General features: G+C 68.4%; 10 protein-coding genes and 1 riboswitch. Of the genes, 6 read left to right on the top strand and 4 right to left on the bottom strand.

From position 1 onward, the window contains the following. Nucleotides 1-18 precede the first annotated feature (18 nt). From TPAU_RS16630 to pcrA, 3 genes are all read left to right on the top strand, one after another. Nucleotides 19-1,893, top strand: a complete 1,875-nt coding sequence (locus TPAU_RS16630; protein WP_013127913.1) for a hypothetical protein — start codon at nt 19-21, stop codon at nt 1,891-1,893. 110 nt (nt 1,894-2,003) lie between these two features. Continuing rightward, nucleotides 2,004-2,177, top strand: coding sequence for a hypothetical protein (locus TPAU_RS23230; protein WP_160160275.1), 174 nt, complete (start codon nt 2,004-2,006; stop codon nt 2,175-2,177). Between the two features lie 72 nt (nt 2,178-2,249). Next, a complete protein-coding gene (pcrA, locus tag TPAU_RS16625) occupies nt 2,250-4,658 on the top strand; it encodes a DNA helicase PcrA (RefSeq protein ID WP_013127912.1) in 2,409 nt (802 codons plus the stop codon). Between the two features lie 63 nt (nt 4,659-4,721). On the opposite strand, the gene TPAU_RS16620 is transcribed toward pcrA, so the two are convergent. The 4 genes from TPAU_RS16620 to TPAU_RS16605 form a co-directional block, all read right to left on the bottom strand. Beyond that, on the bottom strand, nt 4,722-5,744 hold the full coding sequence (locus TPAU_RS16620) for a M23 family metallopeptidase (protein ID WP_013127911.1): 1,023 nt from the start codon (nt 5,742-5,744) through the stop codon (nt 4,722-4,724). A gap of 161 nt (nt 5,745-5,905) precedes the next feature. After that, a complete protein-coding gene (locus TPAU_RS16615; protein WP_013127910.1) occupies nt 5,906-7,228 on the bottom strand; it encodes an ABC transporter ATP-binding protein in 1,323 nt (440 codons plus the stop codon). 47 nt (nt 7,229-7,275) lie between these two features. Then, nucleotides 7,276-9,042: an ABC transporter permease gene (locus tag TPAU_RS16610; RefSeq protein ID WP_013127909.1), complete on the bottom strand. Its 1,767-nt coding sequence runs from the start codon at nt 9,040-9,042 to the stop codon at nt 7,276-7,278. Further along, nucleotides 9,039-9,761: an MgtC/SapB family protein gene (locus tag TPAU_RS16605; protein WP_013127908.1), complete on the bottom strand. Its 723-nt coding sequence runs from the start codon at nt 9,759-9,761 to the stop codon at nt 9,039-9,041. The genes TPAU_RS16610 and TPAU_RS16605 overlap by 4 nt, the downstream gene beginning before the upstream one ends. Before the next feature lie 272 nt (nt 9,762-10,033). Then, a riboswitch (M-box (ykoK) riboswitch) is annotated at nt 10,034-10,209 on the bottom strand. A 57-nt stretch (nt 10,210-10,266) separates the two neighbouring features. On the opposite strand from TPAU_RS16605, the gene TPAU_RS16600 reads away from it, so the two are divergent. The 3 genes from TPAU_RS16600 to TPAU_RS16590 all read left to right on the top strand — a co-directional run bounded on the left by TPAU_RS16600 (nt 10,267) and on the right by TPAU_RS16590 (nt 14,493). Beyond that, nucleotides 10,267-10,887, top strand: a complete 621-nt coding sequence (locus tag TPAU_RS16600; protein ID WP_013127907.1) for a TetR/AcrR family transcriptional regulator — start codon at nt 10,267-10,269, stop codon at nt 10,885-10,887. 99 nt (nt 10,888-10,986) lie between these two features. Beyond that, complete coding sequence (locus TPAU_RS16595) at nt 10,987-12,519, top strand: carboxyl transferase domain-containing protein (protein WP_013127906.1); 1,533 nt, start codon at nt 10,987-10,989, stop codon at nt 12,517-12,519. 6 nt (nt 12,520-12,525) lie between these two features. After that, complete coding sequence (locus TPAU_RS16590; protein WP_013127905.1) at nt 12,526-14,493, top strand: acetyl/propionyl/methylcrotonyl-CoA carboxylase subunit alpha; 1,968 nt, start codon at nt 12,526-12,528, stop codon at nt 14,491-14,493. Nucleotide 14,494 lies beyond the last annotated feature (1 nt).

Here is a 14,494-nt window from a genome sequence, read left to right as displayed (position 1 = left end):
GACGGGGATATTTTCGCGATGTCCGATTCCTCTGTGATCGGCATCACCTCTCCTTCGAAGGGCTTGTTCATGAATGTTGCAGGTCAAAACCTCGTCTCCACGCGCTACGCCGGCGCCGGCGTCGCGATGGTCACCGCGGCGACCCTGGCCGTCGTACCGATGACCGCGTCGGCGGCCGGGATCACCGCACCGTCCCTCCCGCCGATCGTCAAAGACATCGGGGGAGCGGCGAGCGCGCTGGCGAACTGGGCCACCGCATCCGGGGTCGCCTTCATCACCGATCCGCTCACCGGCGTGATCAAGCTGGTGCAGAACCAGGTCGGCAATGTCACGGTGATCGGCGGCGCGCTCGCCGACGGTGCGCAGCAGATCTTCTCCAGCATCAGCGCCGACCTACCGAAGGCGCTCGAGAAGGCGCAGGCGCTAATCGCGACGGGCAAGCTCGGCGACGCCTGGCAGGAGATCGCCAACACCCTGACGGGGCCGCTGCTCGGCGCCCTGCTCAACGGGATGACACCGATCATGAACCAGCTCGGCCCCCAGATCGGCCCACTCGCCGACGCCTTCCAGGCGGCGCTGATTCCGATCATCGGCCTGGTGCTGCCGCCGATCTCGACCTTCGTCAACTTCCCCGCTCTCGTGCTCGACGGGATCGGCGCCGCCGGTAAGGCCTTGGCCGTGGGTGATCCCTTCGGGGCGCTCAACGCGCTGGTCGGTGCTGCGGGCAAGATCGGCACGTTCGCCGTCGACGCGGTGTTCGGCGAGTACGGCGTTGCCAAGGGGCTCGTCGGGCTGGTGCCCGCGATCCTCTCCGGGCTGGCCGGATCCGAGTGGGCGACGAAGGGGCCCTTCGCTACCAAGGACGGCACCACGGTCTCCTTCGTCGCGGCCGATCCGGCGCGGGCCGCGGGCCCGGCGGCGCTGCCGGCATTCCCCGGGCTTCCGCAGTTGCAGCAGATCGGCGCGATCTGGCAGAACACCCTCACCACCGTGTTCACCGGGCTCACCGGCGAGTACGGACTGCCCTCGCTCATCGAGGTGCTCACCAAGAACCTGCCCAAGGGTGAATTGGCATTCAGCTACACCAAGATCCACGGTGTGATCGGTGCCGCCGTTCTGGGGCTGGGGGCCGGGATCCTGGAGACCGGGACCGTGCTCAACCCGTTCCTCGGTCCGCTGGGTAAGGGCTTGGAGAACGCCTCGGGCGACCTGCTGCGGCTCACCCTCGGCGCATACAACTACACCAAGGATCTCGGTGCGGTGCCGCTCGCGGCGCTGGAGAAGGTGGGGAAGGCAGTGCTCGCGGGCGATGCCTTCGGTGCGCTGCAGGCACTTTCGGCCGGCATCGCCGCTACCGTCGGGACCGCGGTCAACGGCATCTTCGCGCCCGGCGAGATGTTCTCCCCGGGCTTGCTCCCCGCTCTGCTCGACGTCACCAAGTCGTTCATTGACGGCGTGACCGGCAAGGCGCCGGCCGCGAAGTCGTCCGACTCCGTGACCGCGGTGGCCTCCACCGACGTTCTCGCCGATACCGCGAAGTCCGAGGTCGCGGTGTCGACGGGGTCGAGCCCGGTTGTGGACACTCCGAAGGCAGAGGTGCCCTCGACGGGGTCCCCTTCGACCGGGACGCCCGCCGAGACACCCTCGACGGGGTCGCCTTCGACCGGCACGCCTTCCGCCGAGACGCCCTCAGTCGAGACGCCTTCGACCGGGACGCCCTCCGCCGAGACGCCCACTGCTGAGGCGCCGAAGACGGAGACCCCCGAGACTCCCGGCACCGGATCGCCCTCCGCCGGCGGTGACACGGATTCGGGCTCCAGCGCGGGCTCCGACGCCGGCTCCGAGTCGGGCTCTGAGGCCGGCTCGGCGGTGGAGACCGCGGCCGCCGCCTGATTCATTTCGCGAAACTGCGCCCCAGCGGGCGGCCGCGACCATAGTGTCGACGGCTCCCCGCTGGGGCGCAGTTTCGCGCCGGGTCGCACAGGCTGCGCTAGTTTGATGTGGTGAATACGCGGTTGCGAGATGGCGCGAAGATCGGCGGTGCGGTGCTGCTCCTCGTGCTCGCCCTGCTGGCCAACGGCCTCGCGACCAACGCGATCTTCGGTTCCCCGAAGGACGGTGACCGCACCCTCGCCGCGTGGTCCTACCCGCAGCCCCTCTGGCCGGTTCCGGGGTAACACCACCGTTCCACGTCGCGGGTGGAGTCGCAGCCGGAACCTGTAGGACCCGGCGGCTAGGCTGGATGGGAGATGAATGAAGCAGCACCGCAGCAGTCAGGACTCCGCCAGCGCAGGCCCTTCTCCCGCCCGGAGGAGAAGCAGGAACGAGGGCAGGAGCTGCTGGAGGGGCTGAACCCCCAGCAGAAGGCCGCGGTGCTGCACGAGGGCTCGCCGCTGCTCATCGTCGCGGGCGCCGGCTCCGGCAAGACCGCGGTGCTCACCCGCCGGATCGCCTATCTGCTGCGCGCCCGGGGCATGCATCCCGGCCAGATCCTCGCTATCACCTTCACCAACAAGGCCGCCGCCGAAATGCGTGAGCGCGTGGCCCAGCTCATCGGCCCGCGTGCCAACACCATGTGGGTCTCCACGTTCCACTCCACCTGCGTGCGGATCCTGCGGGCACAGGCAGGCCTGCTGCCGGGCATGAACTCCAACTTCTCCATCTACGACGCCGACGATTCGCGGCGCCTGCTCACCATGATCGTCAAGGAGATGGGGTTGGATGCGAAGAAGTTCGCGCCCCGTGCCCTCGCCACCCAGATCTCGAACCTCAAGAACGAACTCATCGGCCCGGAGGATGCGGCGGCCGATGCCGCGAAGACCGGCGAACCCTTCGCGGTCACCGTCGCCGAGGTGTTCGGCACCTATCAGGCCCGGCTGCGCAGCGCGAACGCCTTCGACTTCGACGACCTGATCGGCGAGACCGTGGGCCTGCTGCAGTCCCACCCTAATGTGGCGCAGTACTACCGCCGCCGGTTCCGCCACGTGCTCGTCGATGAGTACCAGGACACCAACCACGCCCAGTACATCCTGGTGCGCGAGCTGGTCGGCCTGGAGGAGGACGAGGACGGCGTCACCCCCAGTGAACTCTGCGTGGTGGGCGACGCGGATCAGTCGATCTACGCTTTCCGCGGCGCCACGATCCGCAACATCGAGGAATTCGAGCGCGATTTCCCCAACGCGGAAACCATTCTGCTGGAGCAGAACTACCGATCCACTCAGACCATCCTCTCGGCCGCCAACGCGGTCATCTCCCGCAATGCCGGCCGCCGCGAGAAGAAGCTGTGGACGGACCAGGGAGACGGGGCGCTCATCACCGGCTACGTGGCCGACAACGAGCACGACGAGGCCAGCTTCGTGGTCTCCGAGATCGATGCGCTCTCCGACAACGGGATCAAATACAGCGACGTCGCGGTCTTCTACCGCACCAATACCGCCGCCCGGGTGCTCGAAGAGGTCTTCATCCGTCACGGCGTGCCCTACAAGGTGGTCGGCGGCGTGCGCTTCTACGAGCGCAAGGAGGTCCGCGATCTGGTCGCCTACCTGCGCGCCATCGACAACCCGAACGACACCGTCAGCCTGCAGCGCATCGTCAACACGCCGCGCCGCGGCATCGGTGACCGCGCCCAGGCCTGCCTCACGGTGCACGCCGAGAACCACGGCACCAACTTCGGTGGCGCGATCGCGGACGCCGTCGAGGGCGGCGTCGCGATGCTCAATCCGCGCTCGCGCAACGCGATCGCCACGTTCTCCGGTCTCATGACCGAATTGCGCCGGATCGCCGACGACGACGAATCCGATATCGGCGACCTGCTCGACGCCGTGGTCGAGAAGACCGGTTACCGCGCCGAACTGGAGGGGTCGTCCGATCCGCAGGACGGTGCGCGGCTGGATAACATCGAGGAACTCATCAGCGTGGCACGGGAGTTCTCCGCGCAGGACTTCACGGATGTGGTCGCCGACGAGGGGGCGCCCGAACCCGGTTCGCTGGCCGCGTTCCTCGAACGGGTTTCGCTGGTGGCCGACGCCGACCAGGTGCCCGACGACGATGCCGGTGTGGTCACCCTGATGACCCTGCACACCGCGAAGGGGCTGGAGTTCCCGGTCGTGTTCGTCACCGGCTGGGAGGACGGCCAGTTCCCGCATATGCGTGCCCTGGGCGACGAGAACGAACTGGCGGAGGAACGCCGGCTCGCCTACGTGGGCATCACGCGCGCTCGCGAGCGGCTGTACGTCTCCCGCGCGATGATCCGTTCCACCTGGGGCGATCCCATGCAGAACCCGGAATCGCGGTTCCTCGCCGAGATCCCGCAGCACCTCATCGACTGGCGCCGGCTCGAACCGCAGCGCACCCAGTTCGGCGGCTCCCGTGGGATATTCGGCGGCGATCGCGAGTCCTGGGGTGGCCAGCGCACCTGGGGGGAGAAGCGCGGCGGCTCCGATGCGGCATGGAAGAGCAAGAAGTCACCGAAACCCACGCGACGGGCCAACAAGCTATCGCTGGTGATCGGCGACCGGGTCTCGCACGACTCGTTCGGTCTCGGCACCGTGACCGCGATCCAGGGCGCGGGACCGCTGGAGCGGGTCACCTTCGATTTCGGCACCGCCGGCACCGTCACCCTGATGACCTTCGGCGGTCTGCCGATGGAGAAGCTCTAGCTACCGAATAGTCAGGCGCCCCGGGAGAATTCCCGGGGCGCCTGATGAAAGTCTGCTGCGCGGTTAGACGTTGACGCCGCGCTCGGCGAGCCAGCGTTGCGGGTCGAGCTTCGCGCCGGCGGCCGAGTGCACCTCGAAGTGCACGTGCGGGCCGGTGGAGTAGCCGTTATTGCCCACCCAGCTGATCAGATCGCCGGCCTTGACCTGCTGGCCGGCCTGGACGTTCACGTTGTACATGTGGCCGTAGACCAGCACGGTGCCGTCGGAGAGGCGGATCTTGATCCAGATGCCGAAGCCCTGTGCCGGGCCGGCGTCGGTGACGACACCGTCCGAGGCGGCGAACAGTGGGGTGCCGAGCGGCGCGGCGAGGTCGAGACCACCGTGCATAGCGCCCCAGCGGGTGCCGAAGTTGGACGTCAGGGTGGCGCCGACCACGGGCAGCGTGACCTTCGGGCGCATCGAGTCGATGACCTTGCGGTCGTCGTCGTCCTTGCGAGCCTTACCGGCACCGAGGGCGGCGGAGAACTGGTCCATGTCCTGCGCGGCCGGTACCGGGGCCTGGCGCGCGATGTTGGACTCGGGTCCGCCGGCCGGGGGCACGACGGGCTGCTGCGAGGTGGTCGGTCCATCGGTCGACGACGATGCGACGGCGGCACCGGCGACGCTGGCGCCGGCGGCGAGCGCGATCAGCGCCGCGCGTCCCTTGAGCGCGTGCGGCGGGGCCGCGACGCGGTGCTTACCGCCCTTGCGGACGGGCGCCGTCGCCGGGACGAACTCGGGGGCGGCTTCCGGGGCCGGGGCGAGGAGCGCGGTGTCCTCGTCATCCTCGACCGGGGCGTCGAACCGCGGGGTGCCGGTGAACAGCACCTCCGGGATCATCAGATCCTGGGTGAGCTCCGAATGCGTGGGGCGGTAGCCGAGGGCGGACTCGCCCTCGGGCGCGTCGGCCCAGCTCTCCGCGTAGGCGGCCTCGAGCCGGGCTTCGATCTCATCGAGTGGAATGATCGCGGTGATCGACTCATTGTCGAGAACCTGCGTGGAGCTGCTGAAACGCACCTCGCCGGCTTCCTCGCGACTCCGTGTCATACTCGCCCTACTCCGCTCGTGAAACCGCTTGTCAACGACCTCGAAGTGACCGGGCGATGTCTCCATCGTGACCGCTTCGTGATCCGCGTCCCGTCGACGATAACGAAATGATTGCGACGAGACAACCTATTGCCTATCCGAGTGTCGGAATGTGGCTTCGGTCACAATACGGTCTCGGCCTTCGGATCGAGCCGGATCCGGTCGTCATCGGCGTCGTAGTCGTAGAGGCTGCCGTACCGGCCCCAGTCGATCGCGATCCGCATCTGCCGTTCCGCGTCCTCAGGGCCGAACCCGCGGCGCAGCAGGTCCAGGAAGAAGCCCAGACGCAGCGCACCGTCGCTCGTACTCCGCAGTGCTCGCAGCACCGTGCGCACCAGCGGCGCGCGATGCGCGGCTTGCCGGGCGAAGACATCGGAGGCCTCCGACAGCGGCACCTCGACGAAGGTGAGTCCCTCCTCGGTGATGCTGATGTCGTTCCCGGCGACCTCGACGAAACCGAGCATCGCCGCGGCGTCGACCAGCGGCATGATGTCGTCGAGCTCGAAGTTGAGGTCGGCAGCGAGGTCGGGCAGATCGGCGTGGTCGTGGTGCATGTGCACCAGTTCGACCAGACCGGCCAATCCGCCGACGGTGGCGTCCGGCAGGGGGCGGCTCACCGGTGTGGCCTCACCCGGGTCGGGTGCGTGCTCGATCTCGGCGGTGCGCCCGGTGAGCGCCTCGTACAGCTCGTCGACGATCGCCTCGAACTCGGCGGAGGCGCGGTTGCGCGGGCGCGGCAGCGCGATGCGGGCTTCGTGCACGATCCGGCCGGGCTTCGAACCGAGGACGACCACCCGGTCGGCGAGCAGCACCGCCTCCTCGATGTTGTGCGTCACGATGCACACGCTGCGGATCGGGAAGTCGTCCTGCGCCCACAGCTCGATGAGCTCACCGCGCAGGTTCTCGGCGGTCAGAACGTCGAGCGCGGAGAACGGCTCGTCCATGAGCAGCAGATCGGGCTGCACCACGAGCGCGCGTGCGAAACCGACGCGCTGGCGCATACCGCCGGACAACTCCCGCGGGTACGCGGACTCGAAGCCGTCGAGGCCGATGGTGTCGATCGCCGCGATGGCGCGGGCCTCGCGTTCCTCCCGCGGGACGTTCCGCGCGGCCAGTCCCAGTTCCACGTTGTCCTGGACCGTCAACCAGGGCATCAGGGCGAAGGACTGGAAGACCATCGCGGTCCCCGGGTTCGGCCCCCGCAGCGGCGCACCGGCGGCCTCGACCGTGCCCGAGGAGGGCGGAATGAGTCCGGCGATGATGCGCAGCAGGGTGGACTTGCCTGATCCCGAGCGGCCCAGCAGCGCGACGATCTCACCGTCGCCGATGGTCAGGTCGATATCGTCGAGAACGGTGAGGGTATCGCCGGCGGCGCCCTCGAAACTCTTGGTGAGGTCCGCGAGGCGGATCAGCGGTGCGGCGCCGGGCCGGGTGACGGTGGTCATGGGCGGTACTCCTGAGGGAAAGGGCTACTAGTAATAAGGGGTCGGTGCTACAGCGAGTAGCGGCGTTCGGCCACCCGATAGAGACGGCGCCACAGCAGCGCATTGGTGCCCACCACGAACAGGCACATCACGCTGATCCCGAGCAACAGGTTCGAGGTGTGCGCCGGACCGGTCGCCGCAGTGGCGTCGGCGATGTAGTCGCCCAAGCCGAACGCGTGATACGTCTGGCCGTCGTACGAGACCACCTCGGCCACGATCGACGCGTTCCAGGCACCACCCGCGGCGGTGATCCCGCCGGTCACGTATCCGGCGAAGACACCCGGCAACAACACGTACCGCCAGCGCATCCACCGCGGCAGGCTCATATCGTCGGCCGCTTCGAGCAGATCACCGGGGATGGCGCTGGCCGCGGCGATCACGTTGAACAGGATGTACCACTGCGTGCCCAGTGCCATCAGGACGACGCCGCCGAGATCGAGTGGGATGTTCCCTGCGATCAGGACCGCGGTGATCAGGGGGAACAGGAAGTTGGCGGGGAAGCTCGCGAACACCTGGATAACGGGTTGCAACGCCCGGCTCAGCTTCGGGTTGAGCCCGATGATCACGCCGATCGGCACCCACACCACGGTCGCGAACAGCATCACCAGGGCCACGCGCCCCATGGTCGCGAGTCCGAGCAGGAAGACGTGTCCGACCTCGGCGATACCGGAGGTGCTCAGGATCGTCTCGGCCGCCCGCCACAGTCCGTAGCCGACCACGGCGACCACCACGATCCCGAATGCCAGGTCACCGGCGCGGCGTCGTGCGGGCGTCACGTCGTGCGACGGTGCCGACCGGCCGAAGACACCGAAGAAGCGGTCGGTGAGCGCAACGATCGGCGACATCAGCCGGCCGAACGCCTCACCGGCGTGCGAGCGGCGCAGCACGGTGAGTACCACTGACTTCGGCTCGCGGCCGGTCGCGGAGTCCTCCAGGCGGAACCGCTCGGCCCACGCCGTCAGCGGGCTCCAGAACAGGAAGTTGACCCCGATGATCACCACGATCATGGTGCCGATCGCCCAGCCGACCAGGCCCAGATCACCGTCGGCGGAGGCGGAGGCGACGTAGGCGCCGATGCCGGGCAGGGCGTACTCGTTCCCCGCCACGGACACCGCCTCGGAGGCGGTGAGGAAGAACCATCCGCCACCGAAGCTCATCATCGCGTTCCAGACCAGTGGAATCATGCCGCTGGGTACGTCGAGCCGCCAGAACCGCTGCCATCGCGACAGTCCGATGTCCTCGGCCGCCTCGCCGAGATCGCGCGGCTGGCTGATCAGGGACTGGTAGAACGCGAAGGTCATGTTCCACGCCTGTGAGGTGAAGATGGCGAAGATCGCGGCCAACTCCAGGCCCAGCGTGGAGCCGGGGAACAGGGCGATGAACAGCGTCACCGTGATCGACAGGAAGCCCAGGATCGGGACCGACTGCAACACGTCGAGAAGCGGCATCAGTACCGCCCGTGCCCGCCGGGAACGGGCGGCCAGGGTGGCGTAGGCGAAGGTGAACACGATCGACGCGCCGAGGGCGAGGAACATCCGCAGCAGTGATCGGGCCGCGTAATAGGGCAGATTCGCGGGATCGGTGTCGACGCGGGCGTCCGCGTGCTGCAGGTCGATCGGGGTGTCCATGCCCTGGCCCACTCGGATCACCAGCCAGATCATGGCCGCCGCGCCGGCCACGACGAGCACGTCGGCGACGATGCCGGCTCCGCGGCGCCCGCTCTCGGCCCGTCCGCGGGCCGAGAGGAGCGAACCCGCGAGGGGAGTGGTGCTCACAGATCGGCCTCCTGTGGCTCCGGCAGGACGTCCCAGCGCACCGCGGTGACCGAGGGCTCCATGCTCAGCTGGCTGATCGCGGATTCCAGTGCGCGATCGTCACGGCCGTCGGCGGTGAGCGTTGCGCGCACCTCGACCTGACCGTCCTCGATGTTGGTGCTGCTGATCGATTGCAGGTGGAAGGCGGTGCGAGTAAGGGCCTGCACCAACAGGACCCGCACATGCGACTCGTTCTCGTCGCGCGTGACCGCGACGAACTCGTATCTGCTCGGCGCCTCCTTGCCGGTGTCCGGGGCCCGATCGACGGCGTGGCCGACGGTGCGCAGTGCGGTGTTGACCACGATCACTACGACGGTGCCCATGACGGCGGGGAGGAATAGTCCCGCACCGCACAGGGCGCCGACGGCCGCCGAGCACCAGAGCGTGGCGGCGGTGTTGAGGCCGCGCACGGTGAGTCCGTCGCGCAGGATCACACCACCGCCGAGGAAGCCGATGCCCGAGACGATCTGGGCCGCCACACGGGTGGGATCACCGCCCGCGAACCCGTAGGCGGAGAGCACGACGAACAGGGCGGAGCCCACGGAGACAAGCGCATTGGTGCGCAGGCCCGCCATGCGGGCGCGGTACTGCCGTTCGATGCCGATGGCTGTACCGCAGGCGAGGCTCGCGAGAATCCGGAGCAGGATGTCGATCGAGTCGACGTTGGTGGTGACGTGCATGGGCGAAGGGCCTCCCTGCCGAGGGCATGCATCGATCCGCCACTGCACGGAGTGACGGTGAACTGCCTGCGATTTCAGCCGGATCAGGTGTGGAACGTCGCAGATCCGCGACGATTGCTACGGATTCGCGACAAACCTGTCCGATGAGCGTTGTGGCTCAGCGGGTTCCCGTGATGCGAACGCCGCCGAGCCGAGGACTATGACTGTCGTCGGGCATTGCATCACCTCCATGAATCGAATCTCACGCGCCGGTGAAGGGGAGGTGAACAGATCACGCCCCTCCACGTCAGACCTTCAGCACTTCGCGGCGTGAACCCGCACGCGCAGTGCGGGAGCCAATCGGGGCGCACCCTTAAGCCGGATGCACCTGTCCTGACCCGGGGCGTCTCTCGACGTTCGGGGTCGCTGGCCTGTTTCCGCGAAGGAGCCTCAGCGAACGATTGGCGCCTTGCGGGACAAGGATGGCACGCGCGCTGTCGCAGGGCAAGCCGAGTACTCTGCCGCCATGGAGGTTGGTACGGCCGGTGCCTCGGGCGCCCGTGATGCGGAGACCGGCACGGCGAGGGAGCGCGCCAAGGCAGCGCGGCGGCGGGAACTGCTCGCGGCGGCGGCACGGCTCATGGCCGAGCGCGGTTTCGCGGGCGTGCGGCTGGAGGACATCGGCTCTGCCGCAGGGGTTTCCGGTCCTGCGATGTACCGCCACTTCGCCGGCAAGCAGGACGTTCTCGCGGCCCTGCTGGTGGAGATCTCCGAATACCTCTACGACGGCGGCAAGCGGGTCGCCGCCGAGCACGCCGACGATCCGCGACGCGCGCTCCGCGATCTGGTCGACTTCCACGTCGATTTCGCCACGTCCGAGCCGGATCTGATCCGCGTGCAGTATCGCGACCTGTGGTCCCTGGTTCCCGAGTCCGCGCGGCGAGTGCGCCGACTGCAACGCCAGTACGTCGAGCTGTGGACCGACCAGGTGAATCGTCTCGGCGGCGATCCGGTCGAGAACAGGGCGCGTGTGCACGCCGTCTTCGGCCTGCTCAACTCCGCGCCCAGCCTGCCTGCGCTCCCCGCGGCGCGGCTGCGCGCCGTGCTGCGCGAGCCGGCGCTGGCGGCGCTCGGCATCGCGGACTGACCACGCCGGGCGGGCGAAAAGCGCACACTCTTTACAGGTGACCCGGATCACCCCTATTCTGATTGTCAGTTAGTGGCGATTAACTCAAAGGAGTCTTCAGTGGCGTTCCGTGAGGAGCACGAGGCGAACCTCGCCGACCTGCGCGCGCGACTCGATCGCGTCGCCCAGGGTGGCGGGGAGCGGGCGCGTGAGCGCCACGAGGGGCGCGGCAAACTGATGGTTCGCGAGCGGATTCGCCGCCTCCTCGACGTGGGCAGTCCGTTCCTCGAGGTCGGTGCCCTCGCCGCCGAGGACATGTACGACGGCAAGGCGCCCTCCGCGGGGGCTGTGGCCGGAATCGGCACCGTCTCCGGGCGGCAGGTGATGATCGTCGCCAACGATGCCACCGTGTCGGGCGGCACCTACTACCCGATCACCGTGAAGAAGCACCTGCGCGCGCAGGAGATCGCGATGCAGAACCGGCTGCCCTGCGTCTATCTGGTGGACTCCGGCGGCGCGATGCTGCTCAACCAGGATGATGTGTTCCCCGACCGCGAGCACTTCGGCCGCATCTTCTACAACCAGGCGAACATGAGCGCCGCGGGCATCCCGCAGATCGCCGCCGTGCTCGGTAGCTCCACTGCGGGCGGCGCCTATGTCCCCGCGATGAGCGATGAGACCATCATCGTCCGCGATCAGGGCACCATCTTCCTGGCGGGCCCGCCCCTGGTGAAGGCGGCCACCGGCGAGGACGTGACCGCTGAGGACCTCGGCGGTGGCCTCATGCACTCCACCAAGTCCGGCGTCACCGACCACCTCGTCGACTCGGACGATGAAGCCCTGGAGAAGGTGCGGCAGATCGTGGGGCGGCTCGGACCCGAGGGCGAACGCCAGTGGGACGTGCGCTCCGCCGTACCTGCGACCCGCCCGCAGACCGACCTCTACGACGTTGTTCCCACCGACCCCAAGATCGGCTACGACGTGCGACGGCTCATCGAGATCGTGGTCGACGGAGCCGAATTCGATGAGTTCAAAGAGAATTTCGGCACCACCCTGGTGACCGCCTTCGCCCGCATTCACGGCCACCCGGTGGGGATCATCGGCAACAACGGCGTGCTCTTCGCCGAGGCCGCACAGAAGGGCGCGCACTTCATCGAGCTGTGCGATAAACGCCGCATCCCCCTGATCTTCCTGCAGAACATCACCGGCTTCATGGTGGGACGCCAGTACGAGGAGGGCGGTATCGCCAAACACGGCGCCAAGATGGTCACCGCCGTCGCCTGTGCCCGGGTGCCCAAGTTCACCGTCATCGTCGGCGGTTCCTTCGGTGCCGGTAACTACTCCATGTGCGGCCGCGCGTATTCGCCCCGCTTCCTGTGGATGTGGCCGAACGCCCGGATCTCCGTGATGGGAGGGCCGCAGGCCGCCGACACCCTGGCCTCGGTCCGCCGCGACAAAGACGGTATCGAGGACTTCAAGGAGTCGGTACGCGACCAGTTCGACCGGCAGTCGCAGGCCTACTACTCCACGGCCCGGCTGTGGGATGACGGCGTGATCGACCCCGCCGACACCCGCACGGTGCTCGGTCTGGCGCTCGAAGCCGCGTCGCGCGCGCCGCTGCCCGAGGTCTCCTACGGCGTTTTCCGGATGTGAGGGAACATGATTGAGAAGGTCTTGATCGCCAACCGCGGCGAGATCGCCTGCCGTGTCATCGAGACACTGCGGGAACAAGGGATCGCCAGCGTCGCCGTCTATTCGGACGCCGATGCCGACGCGCGGCACGTCCGGCTCGCCGACGAGGCCGTGCGCCTCGGTCCCGCCGCGGCCACTGAGAGCTACCTGCGGATCGATGCCGTGGTCGACGCCGCGCGCGCCACCGGCGCCGACGCCGTTCATCCGGGCTACGGATTCCTCTCCGAGAACGCGGCATTCGCGCGAGCACTTGACGCGGCCGGCATCGAATTCCTCGGCCCACCCGTGGCAGCAATCGAGACCATGGGTGATAAGATCACCGCCCGTGCCGCCGTTGTCGAGCGTGATGTGCCGGTGGTCCCCGGAATCAGCCGTCCCGGCCTCACCGATGCCGACCTGATCGCCGCCGCCGACGATATCGGCTTCCCCGTGCTGATCAAGCCGAGCGCGGGCGGCGGCGGCAAGGGCATGCACCGGGTGCAGAACCCGGCGGATCTCCCCGCCGCGGTCGCCGCCGCACGGCGCGAGGCCGCCGCCGCCTTCGGTGACGACACGCTGTTCATGGAGCATTTCGTGGATACGCCTCGCCACATCGAGGTGCAGGTGCTCGCGGACAAGCACGGCAACGTGATCCATCTGGGCGAGCGGGAATGCTCGCTGCAGCGCCGCCACCAGAAGGTGATCGAGGAGGCCCCGTCGGCGTTGCTCGACGCAGCCACTCGCGAGCGGATCGGCCGGGCGGCGTGCGACGCCGCGCGCTCGGTCGGGTACACCGGTGTGGGTACCGTCGAGTTCATCGTCTCGGCGCACCGGCCCGACGAGTTCTTCTTCATGGAGATGAACACCCGTCTGCAGGTGGAGCACCCGGTCACCGAGCTGGTGACCGGAATCGATCTGGTGCAGCAGCAGATCCGCGTCGCGAACGGGGAGAAGCTCGGCATCGCGCAGGACGAGATCACGCTCACCGGGCACGCTGTCGAGGCGCGCATCTACGCCGAGGATCCGGCCGCCGGATTCCTACCGACCGGCGGCACCGTGACCGGTCTGCGCTACCCGCGCGGCGACCGCCGCGGCCCGATCCGGGTGGACACCGGCATCGTCGACGGCAGTGTGGTGGGCAGCGATTACGACCCGATGCTGGCGAAGGTGATCGTGCACGCCACCGATCGCGAGCAGGCACTGCGACGGCTCGACGAGGCGCTCTCGGCCACCCAGCTCACCGGTCTGCGGACCAACGTCGACTTCTGCCGGTTCGTGCTCGACGACGCCGATGTGGTGTCCGGCAACCTCGACACCGAACTGCTCGATCGTCTGGCGCCCACGTACACCCGGCCCGAACCCACCGCCCGCGCCTACGCGGCGGCCGCGTTGCGCGCCGTCGCGGACTCTCGCTCCGAGGGACCGTGGGGTACCGAGACCGGCTGGCGGATCGGTGGCGCAGCGCCGGTCATCATTCGCTTCGCTGGTGCCGGTGCGGCCGAGGCCGTCACGGTCTCTGTTCTCGGCGATACGGTCACCGTGCACGGGGGCGGGATCGACTGGGACGGAACCGCCCGCCTCGACGGTGAGCGGCTCACCGTCGACGGCCGCACCTCACCGGTCACCGTGGCTGTGACGGGCGGGACGTACTGGGTCAGCGGTGTCGACGGTTCCTTCGAGCTGTCCTTGGCCCGCAGCGCCTCGAAGGACCGCGACGGCGCTCACGACGGCGAAGTGACCAGCCCGATGCCCGGTGCCGTGGTCGCTGTGCCGGTCACGGACGGTCAGGCCGTGAGCAAGGGCGAGACCGTAGTGATCATCGAGGCCATGAAGATGGAGCAACCGCTGACCGCGCCGCACGACGGCACGGTGACCCTGGCGGTTCGCGTGGGAGAGAAGGTGAACGCCGCGCAGGTACTGGCGGTGGTCGCACCGGAACAAGCGGGAGAGAACTGAC

The sequence above is a fragment of the Tsukamurella paurometabola DSM 20162 genome (assembly GCF_000092225.1).
Lineage (GTDB): Bacteria > Actinomycetota > Actinomycetes > Mycobacteriales > Mycobacteriaceae > Tsukamurella > Tsukamurella paurometabola.
The sequence above is the reverse complement of the archived record's forward strand: the minus strand, read 5'-3'. Positions and strand labels throughout refer to the sequence as shown.

Coding starts and splice junctions, on each gene's coding strand:
- TPAU_RS16590 (WP_013127905.1), top strand. CDS start 12,526: ATGATTGAGAAGGTCTTGATCGCCAACCGCGGCGAGATCGCCTGCCGT.
- TPAU_RS16600 (WP_013127907.1), top strand. CDS start 10,267: ATGGAGGTTGGTACGGCCGGTGCCTCGGGCGCCCGTGATGCGGAGACC.
- TPAU_RS16615 (WP_013127910.1), bottom strand. CDS start 7,228: ATGACCACCGTCACCCGGCCCGGCGCCGCACCGCTGATCCGCCTCGCG.
- pcrA (WP_013127912.1), top strand. CDS start 2,250: ATGAATGAAGCAGCACCGCAGCAGTCAGGACTCCGCCAGCGCAGGCCC.
- TPAU_RS16605 (WP_013127908.1), bottom strand. CDS start 9,761: ATGCACGTCACCACCAACGTCGACTCGATCGACATCCTGCTCCGGATT.
- TPAU_RS16630 (WP_013127913.1), top strand. CDS start 19: ATGTCCGATTCCTCTGTGATCGGCATCACCTCTCCTTCGAAGGGCTTG.
- TPAU_RS16620 (WP_013127911.1), bottom strand. CDS start 5,744: ATGACACGGAGTCGCGAGGAAGCCGGCGAGGTGCGTTTCAGCAGCTCC.